General features: G+C 45.4%; 14 protein-coding genes. All 14 read left to right on the top strand.

Annotated elements, in window-relative coordinates; genetic code table 11:
* Nucleotides 1-75 precede the first annotated feature (75 nt).
* The gene (locus tag ABIE27_RS30315; RefSeq protein WP_123065982.1) at nucleotides 76-1,866 is read left to right on the top strand and encodes a sensor histidine kinase; all 1,791 of its coding nucleotides are present in this window, start codon (nucleotides 76-78) and stop codon (nucleotides 1,864-1,866) included.
* Nucleotides 1,859-3,466: a response regulator transcription factor gene (locus ABIE27_RS30310; RefSeq protein WP_161556993.1), complete on the top strand. Its 1,608-nt coding sequence runs from the start codon at nucleotides 1,859-1,861 to the stop codon at nucleotides 3,464-3,466. The genes ABIE27_RS30315 and ABIE27_RS30310 overlap by 8 nt, the downstream gene beginning before the upstream one ends.
* Nucleotides 3,467-3,847: 381 nt before the next feature.
* Nucleotides 3,848-4,831, top strand: a complete 984-nt coding sequence (locus ABIE27_RS30305) for an ABC transporter permease (protein WP_123065897.1) — start codon at nucleotides 3,848-3,850, stop codon at nucleotides 4,829-4,831.
* 15 nt (nucleotides 4,832-4,846) lie between these two features.
* A complete protein-coding gene (locus tag ABIE27_RS30300; protein ID WP_090924952.1) occupies nucleotides 4,847-5,749 on the top strand; it encodes a carbohydrate ABC transporter permease in 903 nt (300 codons plus the stop codon).
* 208 nt (nucleotides 5,750-5,957) lie between these two features.
* Nucleotides 5,958-7,637, top strand: a complete 1,680-nt coding sequence (locus ABIE27_RS30295) for an ABC transporter substrate-binding protein (protein ID WP_123065896.1) — start codon at nucleotides 5,958-5,960, stop codon at nucleotides 7,635-7,637.
* Nucleotides 7,638-8,035: 398 nt separating this feature from the next.
* Nucleotides 8,036-9,736: an ABC transporter substrate-binding protein gene (locus ABIE27_RS30290; RefSeq protein WP_123065895.1), complete on the top strand. Its 1,701-nt coding sequence runs from the start codon at nucleotides 8,036-8,038 to the stop codon at nucleotides 9,734-9,736.
* A gap of 168 nt (nucleotides 9,737-9,904) precedes the next feature.
* A complete protein-coding gene (locus ABIE27_RS30285; RefSeq protein WP_429352185.1) occupies nucleotides 9,905-11,590 on the top strand; it encodes an ABC transporter substrate-binding protein in 1,686 nt (561 codons plus the stop codon).
* A gap of 398 nt (nucleotides 11,591-11,988) precedes the next feature.
* A complete protein-coding gene (locus tag ABIE27_RS30280; protein WP_123065894.1) occupies nucleotides 11,989-13,335 on the top strand; it encodes a GH1 family beta-glucosidase in 1,347 nt (448 codons plus the stop codon).
* Nucleotides 13,336-13,674: 339 nt separating this feature from the next.
* The gene (locus ABIE27_RS30275) at nucleotides 13,675-13,938 is read left to right on the top strand and encodes a hypothetical protein (RefSeq protein ID WP_123065893.1); all 264 of its coding nucleotides are present in this window, start codon (nucleotides 13,675-13,677) and stop codon (nucleotides 13,936-13,938) included.
* A gap of 322 nt (nucleotides 13,939-14,260) precedes the next feature.
* Nucleotides 14,261-15,232, top strand: a complete 972-nt coding sequence (gene cyoA / locus ABIE27_RS30270; protein WP_123065892.1) for a ubiquinol oxidase subunit II — start codon at nucleotides 14,261-14,263, stop codon at nucleotides 15,230-15,232.
* A 21-nt stretch (nucleotides 15,233-15,253) separates the two neighbouring features.
* Nucleotides 15,254-17,224: a cbb3-type cytochrome c oxidase subunit I gene (locus tag ABIE27_RS30265; protein ID WP_123065891.1), complete on the top strand. Its 1,971-nt coding sequence runs from the start codon at nucleotides 15,254-15,256 to the stop codon at nucleotides 17,222-17,224.
* Nucleotides 17,225-17,845 (top strand): cytochrome o ubiquinol oxidase subunit III, encoded by a 621-nt coding sequence (gene cyoC, locus ABIE27_RS30260; protein WP_090924959.1) that lies wholly within the window; start codon nucleotides 17,225-17,227, stop codon nucleotides 17,843-17,845. It begins immediately after the preceding gene.
* Nucleotides 17,846-18,175: a cytochrome o ubiquinol oxidase subunit IV gene (gene cyoD, locus ABIE27_RS30255; RefSeq protein WP_090924960.1), complete on the top strand. Its 330-nt coding sequence runs from the start codon at nucleotides 17,846-17,848 to the stop codon at nucleotides 18,173-18,175.
* 334 nt (nucleotides 18,176-18,509) lie between these two features.
* The coding region (locus tag ABIE27_RS30250) for a beta strand repeat-containing protein (RefSeq protein WP_429352178.1) at nucleotides 18,510-21,250 on the top strand (2,741 nt) is incomplete at its 3' end.

Raw genomic sequence — 21,250 nt, 5'->3', positions numbered from 1 at the left:
TGCGCAGGTGAGAATGATCTGCATCGGATGATCGCAAGTTGTAAGCGCTTATACAAGATGACGGAAGGTGCGGATATGTTAAAACGGCTGATTCGTATTACAAATGATCTCAAATTAAAGCATAAATTGCTCATTTCCTACGTGCTTGTTGTCATGGTTCCCGTCCTGATTATCGGTCTCGCAGTGACCGGTTATTTTCGTCAGCAAGCGCTGGATAATGCCATTGGGCAAACGATCATCAATGTGGATAAAATTAAAAGCCAGACGGCAACGATGCTTCGCGTGCCTACAGACATATCCAACTTGCTCATGTTTAACACCGATCTCAAGGAGATCGTGAATCGACAGTACAAGAGTGTGGTGGAACTGACCTCGGCTTACCTCGCGTATAAAGATTTTCAGGAATATCGAAGGCTTTATCGGGAAATTGCAGGGATACGTTTTTACTCGACGAACCCGACATTGATCAACAATCTTGAATTTATTCCGGTCAATGAACGAACCAAGCAGAGTTACTGGTATAAAGAAGCGCTGAAAACAACGAGCATTGGCTGGTTTTATATCCCTGGCAACGAAGACAATCCGGTTCACCGGCTCAGTCTGGTGCGTAAAGTTCCTTTTGCCGAATATAAGACCGAAGGTGTGCTCATGATCGTAATCAATCAGGAAGAACTTAACGGTTTGCTGCGTCAGGAACAGTTCGAGACACTGATTACGGATGAGCAGGGTTACGTTGTTGCAGCCAAAAATACCGACCTGGTCGGGAAAACGCTGGATGAGCTTGATTTTGGTGTAGACCTCCAGAGTCAACCTAAGGGCACCATTGAAGCTGATTTTCAGGGGGAACCCTCGAATATTGTCATTGATGAACTGGGGCCGGGATCAAGCTTTAACAAGCTAAAGGTTATCTCGGTGTTTGCGACCAAAAATATCGTGAAAGATGCCAACCAGATTAGCCAGATCGGCATGATTTTTATTACTATGGTGCTGGTGATTGCGCTGCTGCTGGTGTACATTATTTCGTTTCTCACCTCGAACCGGCTACTGCGCCTCAGTAAACATCTGAACAAGCTGGCTCTTGGAGATTTGAACGTCACTTCGCGCATTGACGGGAACGATGAGATTGGACAATTATCACGTCAGTTCAACTACATGGTGAAAAGCATCAACGAACTGATGACCCAGGTGGTCGAGACAACGGAGCAGAACAACCAATTGGAAATCGCCCAAAAAGAGATTAAACTGAAAATGATGGCCAGCCAGATTAATCCTCATTTTTTGTTTAACGCGCTTGAATCCATTCGCATGAAGGCTCATATCAAGGGAGAAGCGGAGATTGCGAATATTGTCAGGTTGCTTGGCAAGCTGATGCGGAAAAGCCTGGAGATTGGCAGCGGCAAAACAACGTTTCGGGCAGAACTGGAAATGGTGCGTTCCTATCTGGAGATTCAGAAGTTTCGGTACGGGGATAGATTAGCCTTTGAGATTCATCTTGACCCTGAGGTGGAGAGGATGTATATCCCGCCTTTGATTATTCAGCCGATTGTGGAAAACGCCATTGTGCATGGACTGGAAAACAAAGAAGGAACCGTGCGGGTGCATATTCTGATTTGTATGGTAGAACGCATGGTCAGGGTACAAGTGAAAGATGATGGAGCGGGCATCACGCCGGAACGACTTGCAGAAGTGATGCAGTTTGTCAGCGGTCCTGAAGAAGAGGAGAAGAGCCGGATTGGCATGCGCAATGTGCATCAGCGTTTGACGTTGACGTACGGGGAAAATGCCGGATTACAGATTAACAGTGTGTACGGGGAAGGAACAGAGGTTTCTTTCACCTTGCCAGCAGGAGGGAACCAGCATGTATAAAGTATTGTTGGTAGACGATGAACCAAGCATTCGCGAGGGATTGACCACGATTATCGATTGGGAAAAATACAGCTTCCAGGTCATGGCTACAGCCGGAAGCGGGCGCGAGGCCATCGCCTGTTTCAACGAAATCAAGCCGGACCTGACCATTATTGATATACGGATGCCAGGCATGACTGGCCTGGAAGTCATCGAAGAGATCCGCCAGCATGAACCTGACGCACATTTTCTGATTTTGAGCGGTTATGCTGACTTTGATTATGCCAAGAAAGCAATTAGTTTCGGCGTGGATGGTTATCTGCTGAAGCCGGTTGACGAAGAAGAGATCATCGCTGAACTAGAGCGAATTGCGGGACAGCTTCATCAGGAACAGGAAACGCAGGCTCGCTACGCCGGAGAAGATACGGCATACAGAGAACATCAGATCGAGGCACTGTTATATGACTCTTTACAAGGTAAGGGGAGCAAGGAAGAGGACGGCCTTGGACTTCATTGGCCACAGTATCAAGTGATTTTGCTGGAAATTCATGCAACGCTGGATCTGCAGCGGGGGAATGAAATGAAACGCAAACTGATTGAAGCATTCGATCAGAAGAATAGAGGTATCGTATTTTCATATCATTCCGGCTTGGGGTTACTGATCAAAGAAGCGGTTACACAGAATACCTCTTCACAGAATCTCTATGATGAACTGCAAACATTACTCGAAGAATGGAATGTTCACATGTACGCTTCTGCTGGAGAACCGGTACAGTCTACTGCGGAGATTGCCAGATCATACACACAGGCAAGCAGCCTTATGGCAGAACGGTTCCTGTTCACAGAGCAACGGATCAAACGCTGGGATGAAGGGAGGCTTTCTCCTTCAAGTGCGGAGAGTAACGGTATGGGAGTCGAAGCAGACGGCGTTCAAGAGCCTGATGAAGTTGAACTGGCGGACAAGCTGTATTATGCCTTGGATATTCGCAGCAGTGAATCTGTTATGCGTGTGCTTGGAGAGATGGAGGAGCGCCTGATTCCCTATCATTGGACGGAGCAGGCAATCAAAACGGCATTCTCTCAAGTGTTCTCGCTCGCTTTCAACAAACTTGCTGCAGCGAATCAGCACATGCAATCCATTATGCAGGATCATTCCGTGCTGATTAATGAAGTCTATCATCAGTTCACGATGGCTGATCTGAAAGCGATGGCGGCGGAGCATTTGAATCGTCTGATTCATCGCATGGGTGGTGGCAGTACGGATACGGTGATGAAACAGATGATTGATTTTATTCAGCGTAATCCGGGGGAGAATCTGAAGCTGGAGGTTCTGGCCGAGGTGTTTAACTACAATAGCAGTTATCTGGGGAAATTGTTCAAGAATCACACGGGCGAATCTTTTAACGCCTTTCTGGATAAAGTTCGGATTGAGAAAGCAAAAGTATTGCTTGATGAAGGGTTAAAGGTTCATCAGGTGGCTTCAAGAGTGGGATATGCCAATGTGGACTATTTTCACGGTAAATTCAAGAAATACGTCGGCGAATCCCCTTCGGCATATAAACAATCCAGATCGCAATCTCACACGAGAGTAACGAATCACCATGACAATGAAGATGAATAACCCGCGATGGTACGGGAGCAAATTATAGATAGTCCATGTAATTCCCCGTATAAGCAAAGGTTTGTCCATGCTGTACACTGTAGACTGCACGAATCAAGACACTCAAGAGACCTATCCAGGTCTCTTTTTTTGATGTGTAACATGTGAAGTAAACGATTTCTAAAAAACGTTTTCGGATTTTAGTTAAAAAAGTTATTTTTTACTTCATATAGATTTTGTAACACTAATAAGTATTTAATATCTCTAATTTTAACGGATAAATGTCTTATTTTAGAGGGGGATATCTAATTTTTATATGATTTTCTCTAAAATCCAGATGGTATTTTGAAAACGCTCTATCGATTATGATTATTTTATAAAAACAGAGGAGGGGGAACGGAGATGGAAACGCTAACAAAAAAATCCGCTTCCGCGAAAAGAAACAGTGACCCCAAACCGCCATTGAAGCCAAGGCGGAACGGAGTTTGGGACAGAATGAAACAACAGAAATATCTTTATCTCATGTCATTGCCATTCGTTGCCTGGGTTTTTGTATTCAACTATCTTCCGCTGTGGGGATGGACGATGGCTTTTCAAAACTATAAACCGGCCAGATCGTTCGGTGAACAGGACTGGGTTGGTTTTAAACACTTTGTAGAATTGTTCAGTGATGACAGGTTCTATCTGGTGCTTCGAAATACACTCGCGATGAGCTTGATGGGACTGGTTGTCGGTTTTATCGTGCCGATTTTCTTCGCGATCCTCTTGAATGAGATGAAAGGTATGTTTTTCAAGCGGGCTGTGCAAACCGTATCGTATCTGCCTCACTTTGTATCCTGGGTTGTTGTCGCGGGGATTATTACCAAGATGCTGTCCACGGATGGTGGCATTATTAATGACCTGCTCATCGGTCTCAATATTATTGATCAGCCTATTCAGTTTATGGCCAAAGGGAATCTGTTCTGGTACATTGTAACCGCTTCAGATATGTGGAAGGAAACGGGCTGGAATGCGATCATCTATCTGGCGGCCATCACGGGTATCGACCAAGAATTGTATGAAGCATCCCGTGTAGACGGTGCAAACCGTTTTAGACAGATGTGGCATATTACACTGCCAGGTATCCGGACGACGATCTCTGTATTGTTCATCATGTCGATCGGACATCTGATCAGTATCGGGTTTGAGAAACAATTTTTGCTACAGAACAGTCTGGTGTTGGATTACTCGGAAGTCCTCGACCTCTACGCACTCAATTACGGTTTGAATATGGGTCGATTCTCGTACGGTACAGCGATAGGTATCTTCAACTCTGTTGTCAGTATCATCCTTCTGTTTACGGCTAACGGGTTGTTCAAAAAATTCACCAAAGAAAGCATCATGTAGGGAGGGGGAGACATTATGGCGAACAAAACATTCAATGCCACACGGGGCGATAAAGTGTTCGATATATTCAATATCCTCGCGATGACCATGGTGCTGATTGTAACACTCTATCCATTCCTTAACGTACTGGCGATCTCACTGAACAACTCAGCAGATACGGTACGCGGCGGAATTTACTTATGGCCTCGTGAATTTACATTACAGAACTATCAGACGATCTTCCAGTATGAAGGTTTGCTCCAAGGCTTGAAAATCTCCATTATGCGTACGCTCGTAGGTACACTGCTTGGTCTGATCAGTTCTTCCATGATTGCCTTTACGCTCAGTAGACCTGACTTCGGTCTTCGGAAATTTGTATCCACAACACTGGCGCTTACGATGTATTTCTCGGGTGGTTTGATTCCGGTATACATCCTGATGCGTGACCTGAACCTGATCGGTACATTCTGGGTATACGTATTGCCTGGTATGATCAGTGCCTGGAACGTATTTATCATCCGTTCATTCATTGACGGTCTGCCCTATGCTTTGCAGGAATCAGCGAAGCTGGACGGTGCGAATGATTTCAAAATCTATTACCGGATCATTCTGCCGCTGTGTAAGCCGGTACTCGCAACGATTGCTTTGTTCCTGGCAGTAGGTCAGTGGAATGCTTGGTTCGATACGTATCTGTATAACGGCTCGAAAGCACATCTGACGACGTTGCAATATGAGTTGATGAAAGTATTGCAAAGTACACAACAAGGTTCGGGAGCCGGACGGAATGCGAATGATATGGCACAGCAAATGACTCAAATCTCTCCAGAGTCGATCAAAATGGCGATTACGATCGTCGTTACCGTTCCAATTCTGATTGTGTATCCATTCCTGCAAAAGTATTTTGTTGGCGGGATGACGCTTGGTGCAGTAAAAGCATAGACCGTGGTACAGATGTAAAGACTGGCCTAATAATGGATTGTAAACCTATAATAGAGTACTTATATAGAGAAGCTCAGGGTATCCCGACTGCTGCCATACGCTATAATTTTTTAAGTTGTTGCGGCAGCGCAGGGATATTCATGAAGCTAAGAGAGGAACAGAACAGTTCCGTATAAGACAGACGTATGAAATAGGGAGGAATACCATTATGTCCAGTTTCAAAATGAAGGTCGCACTGGCGCCTGTTCTGGCTTTACTTTTGCTTACAGCCTGTGATGGAGGCGTTGACGGTAAAACGTCACTTACGAATACAAGCGGAGCGCCATCTCCACTTACGTTCGATTTTTTCAGTGTTGATCCGAGTCCGAACTGGAATGGCATGAAGGATGAAGTGGGCAAGGTCATTACAGCCAAAACAGGCATCACCCTGAACGGTGAATTTGCCGTTAGCGGGGGACAAGACAGAATATCCCTGATGGCAGCAAGTCGAGACTATCCAGATATCGTTTCTCCCAAAGGGGAACTCAGCAAGCTGGTTGATGCTGGAGCGATGCTCGACCTGACAGACCTGATTGAACAACACGCTCCCAACCTAAAGAAGCTATATGGTAATTCCATGAATCGGTTGAAATACAGCAACGAGGATCAGTCTATTTATGTATTGCCAACGTATTATGCGGTGGACCAGAAGTATTTTGATGCCGGCGGGGGATTCGGTATTCAGCATCGTGTGCTCAAAGAGCTGGGATACCCCAAGGTTCGTACACTTCAGGATTATGAAAATATATTGCGAGCTTACAGCGAGAAACACCCCATGACGGATGGTCAGCCGACCATTCCGTTAACGCTGGATGCTGACAACTGGAGAATCATGATCACCGTTACGAATCCTGCGTTTCTGGCAACAGGCGCGCCGGATGACGGCGAATACTACATTGACCCGGTCACCTATGAAGCGAAGCTGCATTATAAACGCCCAGAGGAAAAGGAGTACTTCCGCTGGTTGAACCATATGTACAACGAAGGTTTGCTCGATCAGGAAAGCTTTGTACAAAAATCAGATCAGTATAAATCCAAGATAGCGAGTGGACGCGTACTGGGTCTCATTGATCAGGATTGGGGATATGCCGACGCTGAGGACGCATTAAAATCAGCGGGTAAAGCGGAAGCAACCTATTCTCATTTTCCGGTGACGTTGTCCGAAGACATGAAAGATCATTCTTTTCAGGATACAGGATTTGTATCGGGCTGGGGGATAGGCATAACGACTTCAAACCCTGATCCGGTGCGTACCATCCAGTTTTTTGATTATTTGGCTTCCGAAGAAGGCCAGATCTTGATGAACTGGGGCATCCAAGGCCAGCATTACGAGATCAAGGATGGCACACGTGTAATTCCTGCAGCAGTTCAGGAGCAAAAAACAAACCATGCTTCTGCCTTCCAGAGAGAGTCTGGCATTGGACTTTATAAAAATATGTCTGGACGATATGGGGATGGTGTAAAAGACTCGACGAATAATTACTATACGACGAATTTCCCTGAACAGATTCAGGCTTCATATACTCAAGCGGAGAAAGAAACCTTACAGGCATATGGGGCATCCACTTGGAAGGACCTGTTTCCAAATGAAGAGGAATTCGCGGTGAAACCTTGGGGAGCAGCTTATAACATGCCTACACCCGGGGACTCGGATTATAATGTCATTTTCCAGAAAACACAGGATATTATTCGCAAACGGATTCCCGAAGCTGTCCTAAGTTCTCCAGATCAATTTGATGCCATTTATGATGGCTTGATCGCTGAGCTGAACCAGGCGGGAGCAGAAAAAATGGAAAAACAATATACCGTTTTAATTCAAAATCGCGTTCGTTTGTGGAACGCTGATTAGTGTTGAAGTAGTACAGACTTGTCCACTTCAAAAATGAAATCAAACCTGAACTATCGGGTTTGTTTTATACAGAAAACGTTTTAGTGAAACCGTTTTAGATTTTTGTAATTAGCTATTGACAAGGTATTTTTTAGATATTATGATTCAACTGTGAAAGCACTTACAAAAACTTGTACGCTGCTTGATAGACTTAAACGTTAGTACCAAATTGAGTAAACATGTGAGTCATCAAAGCTTGGTTAGGTCAGTTCTATATCCCTTATTGACTGGAAAATAAGTAAGCGCTTTTAATGTCACTGAATCTGAGAAAGTACACTGGATTCACCCGGATATGGTATGAGCAGGCGTGCCCTGTTATACAAATACACAGCTTCATTTTATCCAAAGGGGGATTATACATGAAGGGCAGAACACCAAAAACATTTGCAATGCTTTTGTTAGCGAGCGCTCTTGCGATCACAGCAGGATGCGGAACTAGCGGAGGGAAATCAGCTGAAGAAAAACCGGTGGACACGGGGGATACAACCACGCCAATCACCTTTACATTCTTCGGAGCCGATGCAAGTCCGAACTGGAATAACATGAAGGATGCTGTTGGGCAAGAGATCACGAAGGCAACCGGTGTTACGCTTGAAGCAGAGTTTGACGTGAATAATGGCGGAGACCAGAAAATTCCGCTGATGGCTGCTAGTGGTGATTACCCTGATATTATCTATCCCAAAGGAAATCTGTCGAAGCTGGTGGATGCAGGTGCAATGCTTGATCTAACCGACCTGATTGAGGAGCATGCGCCTAACCTGAAGAAAATCTATGGTGATCAGATGAACCGTCTGAAGTATAGCACGGAAGATCAGGCCATCTATACGATTCCAACCAATATGGGTGTAGGTAACGTCGCATTCGATGCGACCGGCGGATTTGAGATTCAACAGAAAGTGTTGAAAGAGCTGGGTTATCCCGAAGTGAAAACCCTTGAAGACTATGAAAATGTGCTTCGCACTTATTATGAGAAACATCCAACCATTGATGGGCAGCCTACCATTCCGCTGACGCTGAATGCCGATGACTGGAAGATTATGATTACGGTTACAAACCCGGCCTTCCAAGCCACAGGAGCACCAGACGATGGTGAGTATTATATTGATCCGGAGACGTATGAAGCAAAGCTGCACTACAAACGCCCAGAGGAGAAAGAATATTTCCGCTGGCTGAACAAAATGTACAACGAAGGGCTCTTGGATAAAGATACGTTTGTTCAAAAGGATGATCAGTATAAGTCCAAAATCGCCAGTGGCCGCGTTCTGGGTCTGATCGACCAGGAGTGGAACTATGGCGAAGCTGAGAATGCGTTGAAATCCAAAAACAACGGCGAGAGCACATATGCTCACTTCTCCGTTTCCCTGAACAAAGACATCGTAGATCATACGTTCCAGCCAACCGGTTTTGACGGTTACGGTATTGGTATTACAACGTCTGCGAAAGATCCGGTTCGTATCATCAAGTTTATGGATTGGCTTGCTTCTGACGAAGGCCAGGTACTCCGGTACTGGGGTGTTGAGAACCAGCACTACAAAGTAGAGAATGGAAAACGCATCGTTCCGGAAGATGTCCAAGATCGCAAAATCAACGATAACTCGGCCTTCACGAAAGAGTCAGGAGTTGGAATGTATAACATCTTTAGTGCCAGATATGGTGATGGTATGAAAGATTCCACAGATAACTACTACACAACGAACTTCCCTGAACAGATTCAGGCTGGATATACAGCGGCGGAGAAAGAAACGTTGAAAGCGTATGGCATCACGACATGGAAAGACTTCTTCCCATCTGAGGATAAGTTGAAACTGAAGGATTGGGGTGCAGCATATAACATGCCGGTGCCTTCCGATACCGAATACAACGTGACCTTCCAAAAAACACAGGATATCATCCGCAAACGCATTCCAGAAGCGATCTTGGCAAAGCCGGATCAATTTGACACGCTCTATGACGGACTGCTCGCTGAACTGGATAAAGCAGGCGCAGTAGAGATGGAAAAACAGTACACCGTATGGATCAAGGATCGCGTATCCCTCTGGACAGGTAAAGATGTGAAATAAGCAAGATAAATGATTAAAGGAAAATTGTGATTATATTTTTCTGGAATAAGCTTGGCTCAAATATGATGTGGTATTCACAGGCACCAAGCCTGTTATACAGATAAAACCTTCATAAATAGGGGAGATAGACAAATGAGAGGCAAAATGAAAGGCAAAATGAAAGGCAGAATGACAGGTAAAACACCCAAGACGTTTGCAATGTTAATGTTGGCTAGTGCAATGTTGGTTACGGCTGGATGCGGTAACTCCGGCACCAAGGAGACTACCGAATCCAGCGGTACCGACCCGATTACAATCTCGTTCTTTGGCGCGGACCCAAGTCCAACCTGGAACAACATGCAGGATGCCGTTGGTAAAGAAATCACAAAGCAAACCGGCGTTACGATTGAGGCCGAGTATGATGTTAACAATGGCGGTGACCAGAAGGTTGCGCTGATGGCGGCCAGCGGTGACTATCCAGACATCATTTTCCCAAAAGGAAACTTGTCAAAATTGGTGGATGCAGGTGCAATGATTGACCTCACCGATTTGATTGAAGAGCACGCTCCCAATCTGAAAAAAATTTATGGTGATCAGATGAACCGTCTGAAATACAGCACCGAAGATCAAGCAATCTATACCATCCCGACCAATATGGGGGTAGATAACGTTGTCTTTGACGCTACAGGCGGATTCGAAATTCAGCAAAAGGTATTGAAAGAACTAGGTTACCCTGAAGTAAAAACACTGGAAGATTACGAAAATGTACTTCGAGCATATTATGAAAAACATCCTACGATCGATGGTCAGCCAACGATTCCACTGACGCTGAATGCCGATGACTGGAAAATCATGATCACCGTTACGAATCCGGCTTTCCAGGCTACAGGAGCACCGGACGATGGTGAATACTACATTAACCCTGAAACGTATGAAGCGATGCTCCACTACAAACGTCCAGAGGAGAAAGAATACTTCCGCTGGTTGAATAAAATGTACAACGAAGGTCTCTTGGACAAAGATACATTTGTGCAGAAGGATGACCAATACAAGTCCAAAATTGCCAGCGGCCGTGTTCTAGGTCTGATTGATCAGGAGTGGAACTATGGTGAAGCCGAAAATGCTCTCAAGTCCGCAGGTAAGGATGACAGCACGTATGCTCACTTCTCCGTCTCACTGAACAAGGACATCGTAGACCACACGTTCCAGCCAACCGGCTTTGACGGTTACGGCATCGGAATCACGACGTCTGCCAAAGACCCGGTTCGCATTATCAAGTTCATGGATTGGCTCGCATCCGATGAAGGTCAAGTCCTGAGAAACTGGGGCATTGAAAATGAGCATTACAAAGTAGAGGATGGCAAACGTGTCGTTCCGCAGGATATTCAGGATCGTAAAGTAAACGATAACGCCGCATTCACCAAAGAAACGGGTATTGGCATGTACAACATTTTCAGTGCCAGATACGGTGATGGCGTGAAGGATGCAACCGACAATTACTACACGACCAACTTCCCTGAGCAGATTCAGGCCGGATACACGGCGGCTGAGAAGGAAACGTTGAAAGCTTACGGCATTAACACGTGGAAGGATTTCTATCCTGCCGAAGATGATCTGAAGCTGAAAGAGTGGGGGGCAGCTTATAATATGCCCGTGCCTTCCGGTACAGATTACAGTGTGAAATTCCAGAAAACACAGGATATCGTGCGCAAACGTATTCCGGAAGCTGTTCTGACTTCACCAGCGAACTTCGATGCAACCTATGATTCATTCCTGGCTGAACTGGACAAAGCCGGTGCAGTGGAGATGGAGAAACAATACACGGAATGGATCAAAGATCGTGTATCCCTGTGGACAGGTAAAGATGTGAAATAAGTTGAGTTCATCTATATTCCAGTTTCAAATCGGAGTAGTTGGAAAAGGCCTTCATTTATGAGGGCCTTTTATTATATTAGTAGCTTTTCAGAATTCTGTAACGAGAAGCATTGACGACATTTTTGATATCGCATATAATCCTCTTATTGTAAGCACTTCCAGTCAAGCAATTGGATGGATTTTATGTTATGCATGTTTACATGTCTGGATCTTTTTTATTTACGCTTTTTCGAAAACGTTTTAGGAAACTGGTTTCGCTAATTGCAATTGAAGTATTTCAGCAATGAAAAAATGAAGCGATAAGCGAGATGGAATGATGCCTCACATGCACTACCCTATTACTATTGAATGCCGTGGGATATACGATCCGTACGTCATCTGAAATGGAGGATTTAGCAATGACCATTTTTCAATTTCCGCAAGATTTCCGCTGGGGAACCGCAACGGCTTCCTATCAGATTGAAGGGGCTGCGCAAGAAGGAGGACGTGGAGTATCCATCTGGGATACATTTGCACGTACTCCTGGTAAAGTGTTTAACGGTGACAATGGCGATGTTGCGTGTGACAGCTACCACCGCTATGAAGAAGATATTGCACTCATGAAAAAGCTCGGGATTAACACGTATCGTTTCTCTATTGCGTGGCCGCGCATTATTCCAGATGGGGATGGGGAGATCAACCGTGAAGGTCTGGATTTCTACCATCGTTTTGTAGATGCTCTGCTAGATGCTGGTATTGAACCGTTCCTCACACTGTACCACTGGGATTTGCCGCAGACGCTGGAGGATGACGGTGGCTGGGGTAACCGCAGAACGGTGGATGCTTTTGTCAAATATGCTGAAGTGATCTTCAAAGAATTTTCAGGCAAAATCAACTTCTGGCTGACCTTTAATGAACCATGGTGTATTGCATTCCTGTCCAACATGCTTGGCATTCATGCGCCAGGTAATAAAGATGTACAAACGGCTATTAATGTGGCTCACGGTCTGCTCGTGGCACATGGCAAAGCTGTACAGTCTTTCCGCCGTATGGGCATTACGGGGCAGATCGGTATCGCTCCGAATGTATGCTGGGCTGAGCCGTATAGCAAATCTGCTGAGGATCAGGCAGCATGTGACCGCTCTATCGCACTGAACACAGACTGGTTCCTTGATCCAATCTATAAAGGCTCCTATCCTCAGTTTCTGGTGGACTGGTTTGCAGAAGCAGGAGCAACTGTACCGATTCAAGATGGGGATATGGAAATTATCTCAGAGCCGATTGACTTGCTTGGCATTAACTACTATACGATGGGCATTAACCGTCATAATCCGGATGCGGGTGTGCTTCAGTCGGAAGAAATGAACATGGGATTAATTAAAACAGACATCGGCTGGCCTGTGGAATCACGCGGCTTGTATGAGTTTATGCATTATTTGCAAAAGTACGGTAACGTGGATGTGTATATTACAGAGAATGGTGCATGCATTAACGACGATCTGGAGAACGGCAAAATTAACGACGATCGCCGCATCTCGTATTATGAGCAGCATTTGGCGCAGATCCACCGCATTATCAATGACGGCATCAACCTGAAAGGATATATGGCTTGGTCGCTGATGGATAACTATGAATGGGCTGAAGGCTACCGGATGCGCTTTGGTTTGGTACACGTTGATTTTCGTTCGCTTGTAAGAACACCTAAGGAAAGCTTTTACTGGTATCAGAGCGTGATTAAAAATAATTGGCTTGAGATCCGAAACTAAGCTTGAGCGAATGTCCTCATTAACAGAAATTATTTTTTTCTACTATATATAGGCGGTTCTGTCGGAGTTCTCCGATAGACCGTCTTTTTCTATTTGTCACAAGTAAAATTAGAATTTCTAAACTGTTCATAAGCTTTAACTTAATTTCTGTTATAAAATGATCGTTTTTGGGTTATAAGAAGTATGGTGATGGTGAAGATGTATTTGTCAATATGTTTTTAAGAAATAAAGTGTCAAAAATGAGAAATAAATTTGAACATTTATTGACTAAAATTCATACTGATGTGGTATATTGGTATTAGGAAAGCACTTACAAAAAGGGAAAAGGAAGTGTTTACTATGGCATCTAAAACAGCAATGGTCAGCCAATTAGAGCGTAAAGATAAAAATATGCGTCGCGCAGTTTTGACGATGACAGTTCTGGCATGGGTTGCGCTCATCACCGGAGTAGTACTGTGCCTGATTAATTTGAATGAATTTAATGATCGCAATTTAGGATTAATGGTCGGCATTGGCTTTCTTGTAGGCAGCGTATTTATCTACGTTATTGCTAAATCGATTGGTTTGGTTCATACACGGCATGAAGATGAAGGTGCAGATTAATTATAATCTTGCGTAATATCGTCCATAATAAGACTGGAGAATTCCCCGGAAATCCAGTCAATAAAGCCCTTTGCGGATTCGTTGACAATCGTTCAACGGGACTGCAAAGGGTTTTGTTTTGTGAGCTGAAGTGTAAAGATTACAATGTACAAATATCAACCGATCAAGCGATTTGTGAGAAAAAATTCACACATTTAGGGTGTAAAATCGACAAATTTGTTAACATGAACAAAAAAGTCACTCGTTTCTGATATCTTTAGTAGGAAGAGAGTAGTATACTGATTTTTTAGTATTAGCGAATATTTAAGGAGAGGGGATCAAAATGAACAAGAAACCTAGGTCGCTTATCCGGATTATCCTTCCGGTTGTCCTGACGTTGGTTACAATTGCATTGATTGTCTGGCCAATGCTGGCAGGCGGGCAGTATGTTGTTCTGGATCCGAAGGGGCCTATCGGCGCCGCACAGAAAGATTTGATACTTATTTCAACTCTTCTGTGTGCTGTTGTCATCGTCCCTGTGTTGATTATGTCCGCTGTAATCGTTTGGCGTTACCGCGACAAGCCAGAAAACAAAAATGAGTATAAGCCAAACTGGTCTCATAGTACAAAGGCGGAAGTCATCTGGTGGACAATTCCGATTGTCATCATCGGACTTTTGGCCATCGTTACTGTGCGCTACACCTATGATTTGGAGCCTTCCAAACCATTGGCACATGAGAAAGAACCAATTACGATTCAGGTATCTTCACTGGATTGGAAATGGTTGTTCCTTTATCCTGAGCAGGGCATTGCAACAGTTAACACACTGAATATTCCTGCAGACCGGCCTGTGAAATTTGAACTTACTGCGGATTCACCAATGAACTCGTTCTGGATTCCGCAATTGGGTGGACAAATTTACACGATGTCAGGAATGGCAATGACCTTGTATTTGCAAGCTGACCATGAGGGTAAATACTGGGGTTCAGGCGCGAACTTCACTGGTGAACACTTTGGGGAGATGCGTTTTGATGTTAATGCAACTTCGGACGAAGAGTTTGATAAATGGGTGAATGAAGTGAAGCAACAATCCCAGCCAATGACACAAGATACGTATGATGCACTGGCTAAGCCAGGAACAAGTAACGTTGCTTACTACTCTGCGTTTCCTGAAGGTCTGTTCCAGAAAATCGTAACCAAATACGTTGTTGACGGTAAAAGTGCTCACAGCAAGCATGAAGGCTCAAGCTCGAACGAGTCTGCTGCTGGAGACAAATCCTTATCTGTACCGAAATTAAATACAAGTACGAATTAAAGATTCGAAAGGAGGCCCCCAATGTTAGAGAGACTAAAAGAGTTTGCATCGGAGTTTTTCGTTACCGGCGATCCGTTGATCTATGGAGCAGACGTGGCGATCGGAATTACGATGATTACCATCGTAACGGTGCTGACTTATTTCAAAAAATGGGGCTGGCTCTGGCGTAACTGGTTAACTACTGTCGATCACAAAAAGATCGGTATTATGTATATCATTGCTTCCATTATCATGTTGTTCCGTGGTGGTGTGGATGCATTGATGATGCGTCTGCAGCTGGCTATGCCTAATATGGATTTCTTACATCCAGAACACTATAATCAGGTCTTCACAACACATGGTACGATCATGATCCTGTTCATGGCGATGCCATTTATGTTCGGTTTGTTTAACGTCATTGTGCCGTTACAGATCGGAGCGAGGGACGTTGCATTCCCGTTCCTGAACGCACTGAGCTTCTGGTTATTTTTCCTGGGCGCAATGCTGTTCAACCTGTCCTTCGTTATCGGTGGTTCACCGGATGCAGGATGGCTGAGTTACCCGCCTCTATCGGAGCTGTCGCACAGTCCGGGGGTAGGACAAAACTTCTATATATGGGGTATCCAGATATCGGGTATCGGTTCCCTGGCAACCGGTATCAACTTTATGGTTACCATCATTAAAATGCGTGCGCCAGGCATGAAATGGATGAAACTGCCGATGTTTACATGGTCAGTATTCTCCACTTGTATCATTATCTTGTTTGCATTCCCGATCTTGACGGTGACACTTGCACTGCTCTTCCTGGACAGGTTTGCCGGGGCGCATTTCTTCACACTTGATCTGGGCGGCAACCCAATGATGTATATCAACTTGATCTGGATGTGGGGTCACCCTGAGGTATACATTGTCGTCTTGCCGGCATTTGGTGTGTTCTCCGAGATTGTAAGTACATTCTCGAAGAAAAAACTGTTTGGTTACAAATCGATGGTATTCGCGATGCTGATCATCAGCTTCCTGTCCTTCTTCACGTGGGCGCATCACTTCTTCACGATGGGTTCCGGAGCGGACGTTAATGCATTCTTCGCGGTTACGACGATGTTGATTGCCATTCCAACAGGGGTTAAGATATTTAACTGGCTGTTTACGATGTATAAAGGAAGGATACGCATGGCCACTCCGATGATGTGGACACTTGCCTTTATCCCGTGTTTTATCGTCGGGGGTATGACGGGCGTTCTGTTATCTGTTGCTCCTGCTGACTTCCAGTTCCACAACAGTTACTTCCTGATTGCCCACTTCCACCAAGTATTGATCGGTGGCGTTGTCTTCGGATACTTTGCAGGTCTGTACTACTGGTGGCCAAAAATGTTCGGTTTCCAATTGGAAGAAAAACTGGGCAAATGGGCATTCTGGACTTGGAATATTGGTTTCTACGTGTGCTTCATGCCGCAGTATGCTGTCGGTCTGATGGGTATGACTCGTCGTCTGAGCACTTACGGCTGGGATACCGGCTGGTGGGAACTGAACTTCGTATCCACAATCGGGGCTTTCCTGATGGGCGTTGGATTCTTGTTCCAAGTTGCACAAATTGCAGACGGTATTCGCAAATATAAAACACTCAAAGCTTCTGGCGATCCATGGGATGGTCGTACGCTCGAGTGGTCGATTCCTTCACCAGCTCCAGAATACAACTTCGCTGTTACACCTCGCGGAGATGATGTGGATGAGTGGTGGGAAGAGAAAGAACGTCGTGCGAAAGGCATCTATCCGCCTGAGCCTGTATATGAGCCAATTCATATGCCGAAAAATTCCTCGATTCCGTTCATTATGTCTGTCTTCTGGTTCGTAGCTGGTTTCGGCTTCGTCTTTGGATGGCTGTGGATGGCAATCCTTGGACTCGCTGGCGTGGGTATCTGCATGATTGCTCGTTCCTTCTCTTACGATACGGACTATTACATTCCGGTCGATGAAATCAAGCGTACCGAAGCGTCGTTAAGGGGGTCGGTATAGATGGCTCAAGCAGCCGCTAAGCACGGTGAGAATCATGCACACGGCCATGACCATGGCCACCATGATCCACAGGAAATGAAAATTCTCGGATTCTGGTTCTTCCTGATTTCCGACGTTATCCTGTTCTCCGTATTGTTCGCAACCTTCATTGTGTTGCGTGACAATACGGCGGGCGGACCGATTTTGTCTGAATTGATCAAAATGCCTGGTGTCATTGCTGAAACGTTCTTGTTGCTCACAAGTTCATTTACGAGCGGACTTGCAGTTCTGGCAATGAACCAAGGCAAAGTAAAACAATTGATTAACTGGTTGATCGTTACAGCCGTTCTGGGTGCAGGCTTCCTTGCCCTGGAGATTTATGAGTTTGTTGAGATGGTTCACGAAGGATTCAGCTACACAACAAGTGCAGCATCCGGCGCGTTCTTTACCCTTGTAGGTACTCACGGACTTCACGTATCGCTCGGTCTGATCTGGATGATCGGCCTGATGTTCCAACTGAAAAAACGGGGTATTACCGATGTCACTCGCGGTAAAATCAACGTAATCAGTTTGTACTGGCACTTCTTGGACGTTGTATGGATCTTCCTCCTGACCATCGTCTATCTGATGGGGGTGATGTAGATGGCACAGCACAACGCACATGATTCTCATGGCCATGAACAACATGGTTCCCTGAAGTCTTATGTCATCGGCTTCATACTGTCCATCGTTCTGACCATCATTCCTCTGGTAGTGGTGCTGAACGACATGATGGGCAAAACAGGAACGATGATTGTTATTCTGGGAACTGCGGCACTGCAGTTTGTAGTTCAACTCTTCTTTTTCATGCATATCCGTGAAACGGAGAAACCTCGCTGGAACGTGATGGCTCTCATTTTCGGATTGCTGATGATGTTGACTATCGTCATTGGTTCGATCTGGATCATGCTGAACAACGCAGTTGCACATTAATAGTTTTTAACGAGAACCTTCTTGTCTGGATTTCAGACGAGAAGGTTCTTTTTTTTCAATTAGGACTGATGGCGGTATGGTTACATACCGATATAGACTTTATAGGGATGATTTGGGAAGGGGCTGAGGTGAAACTTTAAATTTATGATTCTAAAATTCATGATACGATCTCGAGCAAAATAAGGTTTGTAATAACTCTTGCATAATCTACGGTTCAATAAAAAGGAGAATAGCGATGAAAAAGGCCACAGCTGAAGAAATCGGGCTGCAAAGACATTTATCCCATCCAAAAAAAAATGCGAAGAGCTACCTTAATAAGGTGTTCTCTTCATTCATGGCAATTGTACTTTTCGTTAGTTTGCATTCTTTTCCTGTATCGGCTGCTTCAGGGATTACAAGCAATTCATATCCTGAATTCAATGGCATACCATCGGCAGTGGCCAAAGCCCCGAATGGAGATATGTATCTCGCATATCCTGAAATGGGAACTATTCAAGGTGGAAACCAGGGGATTAGGGATTTTAAGATATATAAATGGACTTCAGTGAGCAATTCTTTTTCATTAGAAACGAGTATTAACGCAGTCGTGGGACTGGATCAACTTAATGATTATTATCAGGAATTGAATATGACAGTTGATTCAACTGGAACGCTGCATGTTGCTTTCTTAAAGACCGGCTCTATAAATGACGGAACGTGGTACTCCTACTCCAAGGGAGTATATTATGGTACATACAATACGAACAGTAGTTCATGGTCAAGTGGATTTACCGGAATCGAGACACAGACTCTTCCTAATCAGCCTATGTCGGTAGTCCATGATTATTATGCATCACTGCATCTGCAAGTAAACTCATCTAATGTGGCTACCGTTGCGTATATCAAACATAAAAACGATACTACTTTGCCAGATCGACATGTGAAAATACAAACTGGCTCGAATTCAAATACCACATGGTCCGATACGAGAATCAGTATGCCGAATGAGGGAGAAATTAATAATCTTCTAAATGATGGAAACGGAAATCTCAGTATTGTTTATTCGGTTAATGCAGCAACTGGAGCTAATATATATATATCTAGCGCTCCCTATACTTCATCCACACAGGTGATAGATGGAAATGCTAATTCTTCCTATTATGGGTCGGTGATAGATTCATTTGATCGCATTTACATTCTATATAGTGACTTTATTAATGGCAGTTTTGGAATTGCGTCCAATACGGGGAGCGGTGGTTCATGGGAAACAACAGTAATTGATAATGTTGATGTTGCAGCAGCAGCTGCGATACCGAGTGGACAGCCTAGCGGGTCTTTAGTTATTGATGCGAACGACAATATGTTTATATTTGCAGCTTCTGTTGATACAAGTACCTATCAGCCGAGCTCTTTCTACTATTACGGTAAATTCTCAGGCAGCAATACATGGAATAAGGGTTTGGTTGATATTCCTGAATTAAGCAACCTGCTGGGTAAGAGTCTGAATGTCCTCTATCCGTTCGCTCCTTCGACTGGAAATCTGATGCTGCAGTATTTTGATGGGACTAACATGGAGGCAGGTTATGTTTCTGGCAAACAAACCGACTTTTTTGCTTCCTCTGGTTCGAGTAACGACGCAACTTTGACCAGCGTATTGGGGCAGACCCTAACGACAGGTTCGGAAGCGGGAACAAGTGCGGCGCCGAAGACGGCAAGCATCACCGTAGCAAATGGAGAATCCACTGTATCGGGCGGGGATATCGTCAAGCACGACGCAGGAGCAACGGTGACTTTCTACGGAACAGACAGTACTTTCGTGACGCCTGATGTCGGCAGTGTAAACCTTACATCGGGTTCAGGAACAGATGTATACATCAAAGTCGTTGCGGCAGACAATACGACCTTGTACTACAAGATTAGTATCAACAGGATGGCACCAATTTCTAACTTTGTGAATACGGCGAAGACGAGTACAAGCGCAAGCTTTAGCTGGACGGCAGCCAGCGGAGCAACCGGGATTGTGATCGAGCAATCGCCAGCGGGCGCGAACACGTGGACAACGGCACAAACAAGTGGAACGACTGCGTCCAATGCCACAAGTGCCACGGTAACAGGATTGAACCCGGCAACGTCATATGATTTCCGCCTTGTGGTCACTGGCGGTACGAACGCTGGCACATCGAATGTGGTCTCGAACATCACGACGGATAATGCACCAAGCGTGCCGCTCACGGATTTTGCGAATACGGCGAAGACGAGTACAAGCGCAAGCTTTAGCTGGACGGCAGCCAGCGGAGCAACCGGGATTGTGATCGAGCAATCGCCAGCGGGCACGAACACGTGGACAACATCGTCCACAAGCGGAGCCCTTGCGGCCAATGCCACAAGTGCAACCGTAACAGGATTGAACCCGGCAACGTCATATGATTTCCGACTTGTGGTCACTGGCGGTACGAATGCCGGTACATCGAATGTGGTCTCGAACATCACGACGGATAATGCATCAAGCGTGCCGCTCACGGATTTTGCGAATACGGCGAAGACGAGTACAACTGGAAGCTTTAGCTGGACAGCAGCCAGCGGGGCAACTGGGATCGTGATCGAACAATCCCCTGCGGGCACGAACACATGGACAACGGCACAAACAAGTGGAACACTTGTGGCCAATGCCACAAGTGCCACGGTAACAGGATTGAACCCGGCCACGTCGTATGACTTCCGACTTGTGGTCACTGGCGGTACGAATGCCGGTACATCGAATGTGGTCTCGAACGTGACGACAGATACCGCACCAAGCGTGCCGCTCACCGACTTTGCGAATACGGCGAAGACGAGTACAACGGCAAGCTTTAGCTGGACAGCAGCGAGCGGGGCAACTGGGATCGTGATCGAACAATCCCTAGCGGGCACGAACACGTGGACAACGGCACAAACAAGCGGAGCCCTTGCGGCCAATGCCACAAGTGCAACCGTAACAGGATTGAACCCGGCAACGTCATATGATTTCCGCCTTGTGGTCACTGGCGGTACGAATGCCGGTACATCGAATGTGGTCTCGAACGTGACGACAGATACCGCACCAAGCGTGCCGCTCAC

Origin of the sequence: Paenibacillus sp. 4624, assembly GCF_050435065.1 — a bacterium.
Taxonomy (GTDB): Bacteria; Bacillota; Bacilli; order Paenibacillales; family Paenibacillaceae; genus Paenibacillus; species Paenibacillus amylolyticus_D.
Note: the sequence above shows the minus strand (reverse complement) of the source record. Positions and strands in the feature narration are given on the sequence as shown.

Excerpts from the sequence above, each read along its gene's own strand:
- ABIE27_RS30315 (WP_123065982.1), top strand. The coding sequence starts at position 76 with ATGTTAAAACGGCTGATTCGTATTACAAATGATCTCAAATTAAAGCAT.
- ABIE27_RS30310 (WP_161556993.1), top strand. The coding sequence starts at position 1,859 with ATGTATAAAGTATTGTTGGTAGACGATGAACCAAGCATTCGCGAGGGA.
- ABIE27_RS30305 (WP_123065897.1), top strand. The coding sequence starts at position 3,848 with ATGGAAACGCTAACAAAAAAATCCGCTTCCGCGAAAAGAAACAGTGAC.
- ABIE27_RS30300 (WP_090924952.1), top strand. The coding sequence starts at position 4,847 with ATGGCGAACAAAACATTCAATGCCACACGGGGCGATAAAGTGTTCGAT.
- ABIE27_RS30295 (WP_123065896.1), top strand. The coding sequence starts at position 5,958 with ATGTCCAGTTTCAAAATGAAGGTCGCACTGGCGCCTGTTCTGGCTTTA.
- ABIE27_RS30290 (WP_123065895.1), top strand. The coding sequence starts at position 8,036 with ATGAAGGGCAGAACACCAAAAACATTTGCAATGCTTTTGTTAGCGAGC.
- ABIE27_RS30285 (WP_429352185.1), top strand. The coding sequence starts at position 9,905 with ATGACAGGTAAAACACCCAAGACGTTTGCAATGTTAATGTTGGCTAGT.
- ABIE27_RS30280 (WP_123065894.1), top strand. The coding sequence starts at position 11,989 with ATGACCATTTTTCAATTTCCGCAAGATTTCCGCTGGGGAACCGCAACG.
- ABIE27_RS30275 (WP_123065893.1), top strand. The coding sequence starts at position 13,675 with ATGGCATCTAAAACAGCAATGGTCAGCCAATTAGAGCGTAAAGATAAA.
- cyoA (WP_123065892.1), top strand. The coding sequence starts at position 14,261 with ATGAACAAGAAACCTAGGTCGCTTATCCGGATTATCCTTCCGGTTGTC.
- ABIE27_RS30265 (WP_123065891.1), top strand. The coding sequence starts at position 15,254 with ATGTTAGAGAGACTAAAAGAGTTTGCATCGGAGTTTTTCGTTACCGGC.
- cyoC (WP_090924959.1), top strand. The coding sequence starts at position 17,225 with ATGGCTCAAGCAGCCGCTAAGCACGGTGAGAATCATGCACACGGCCAT.
- cyoD (WP_090924960.1), top strand. The coding sequence starts at position 17,846 with ATGGCACAGCACAACGCACATGATTCTCATGGCCATGAACAACATGGT.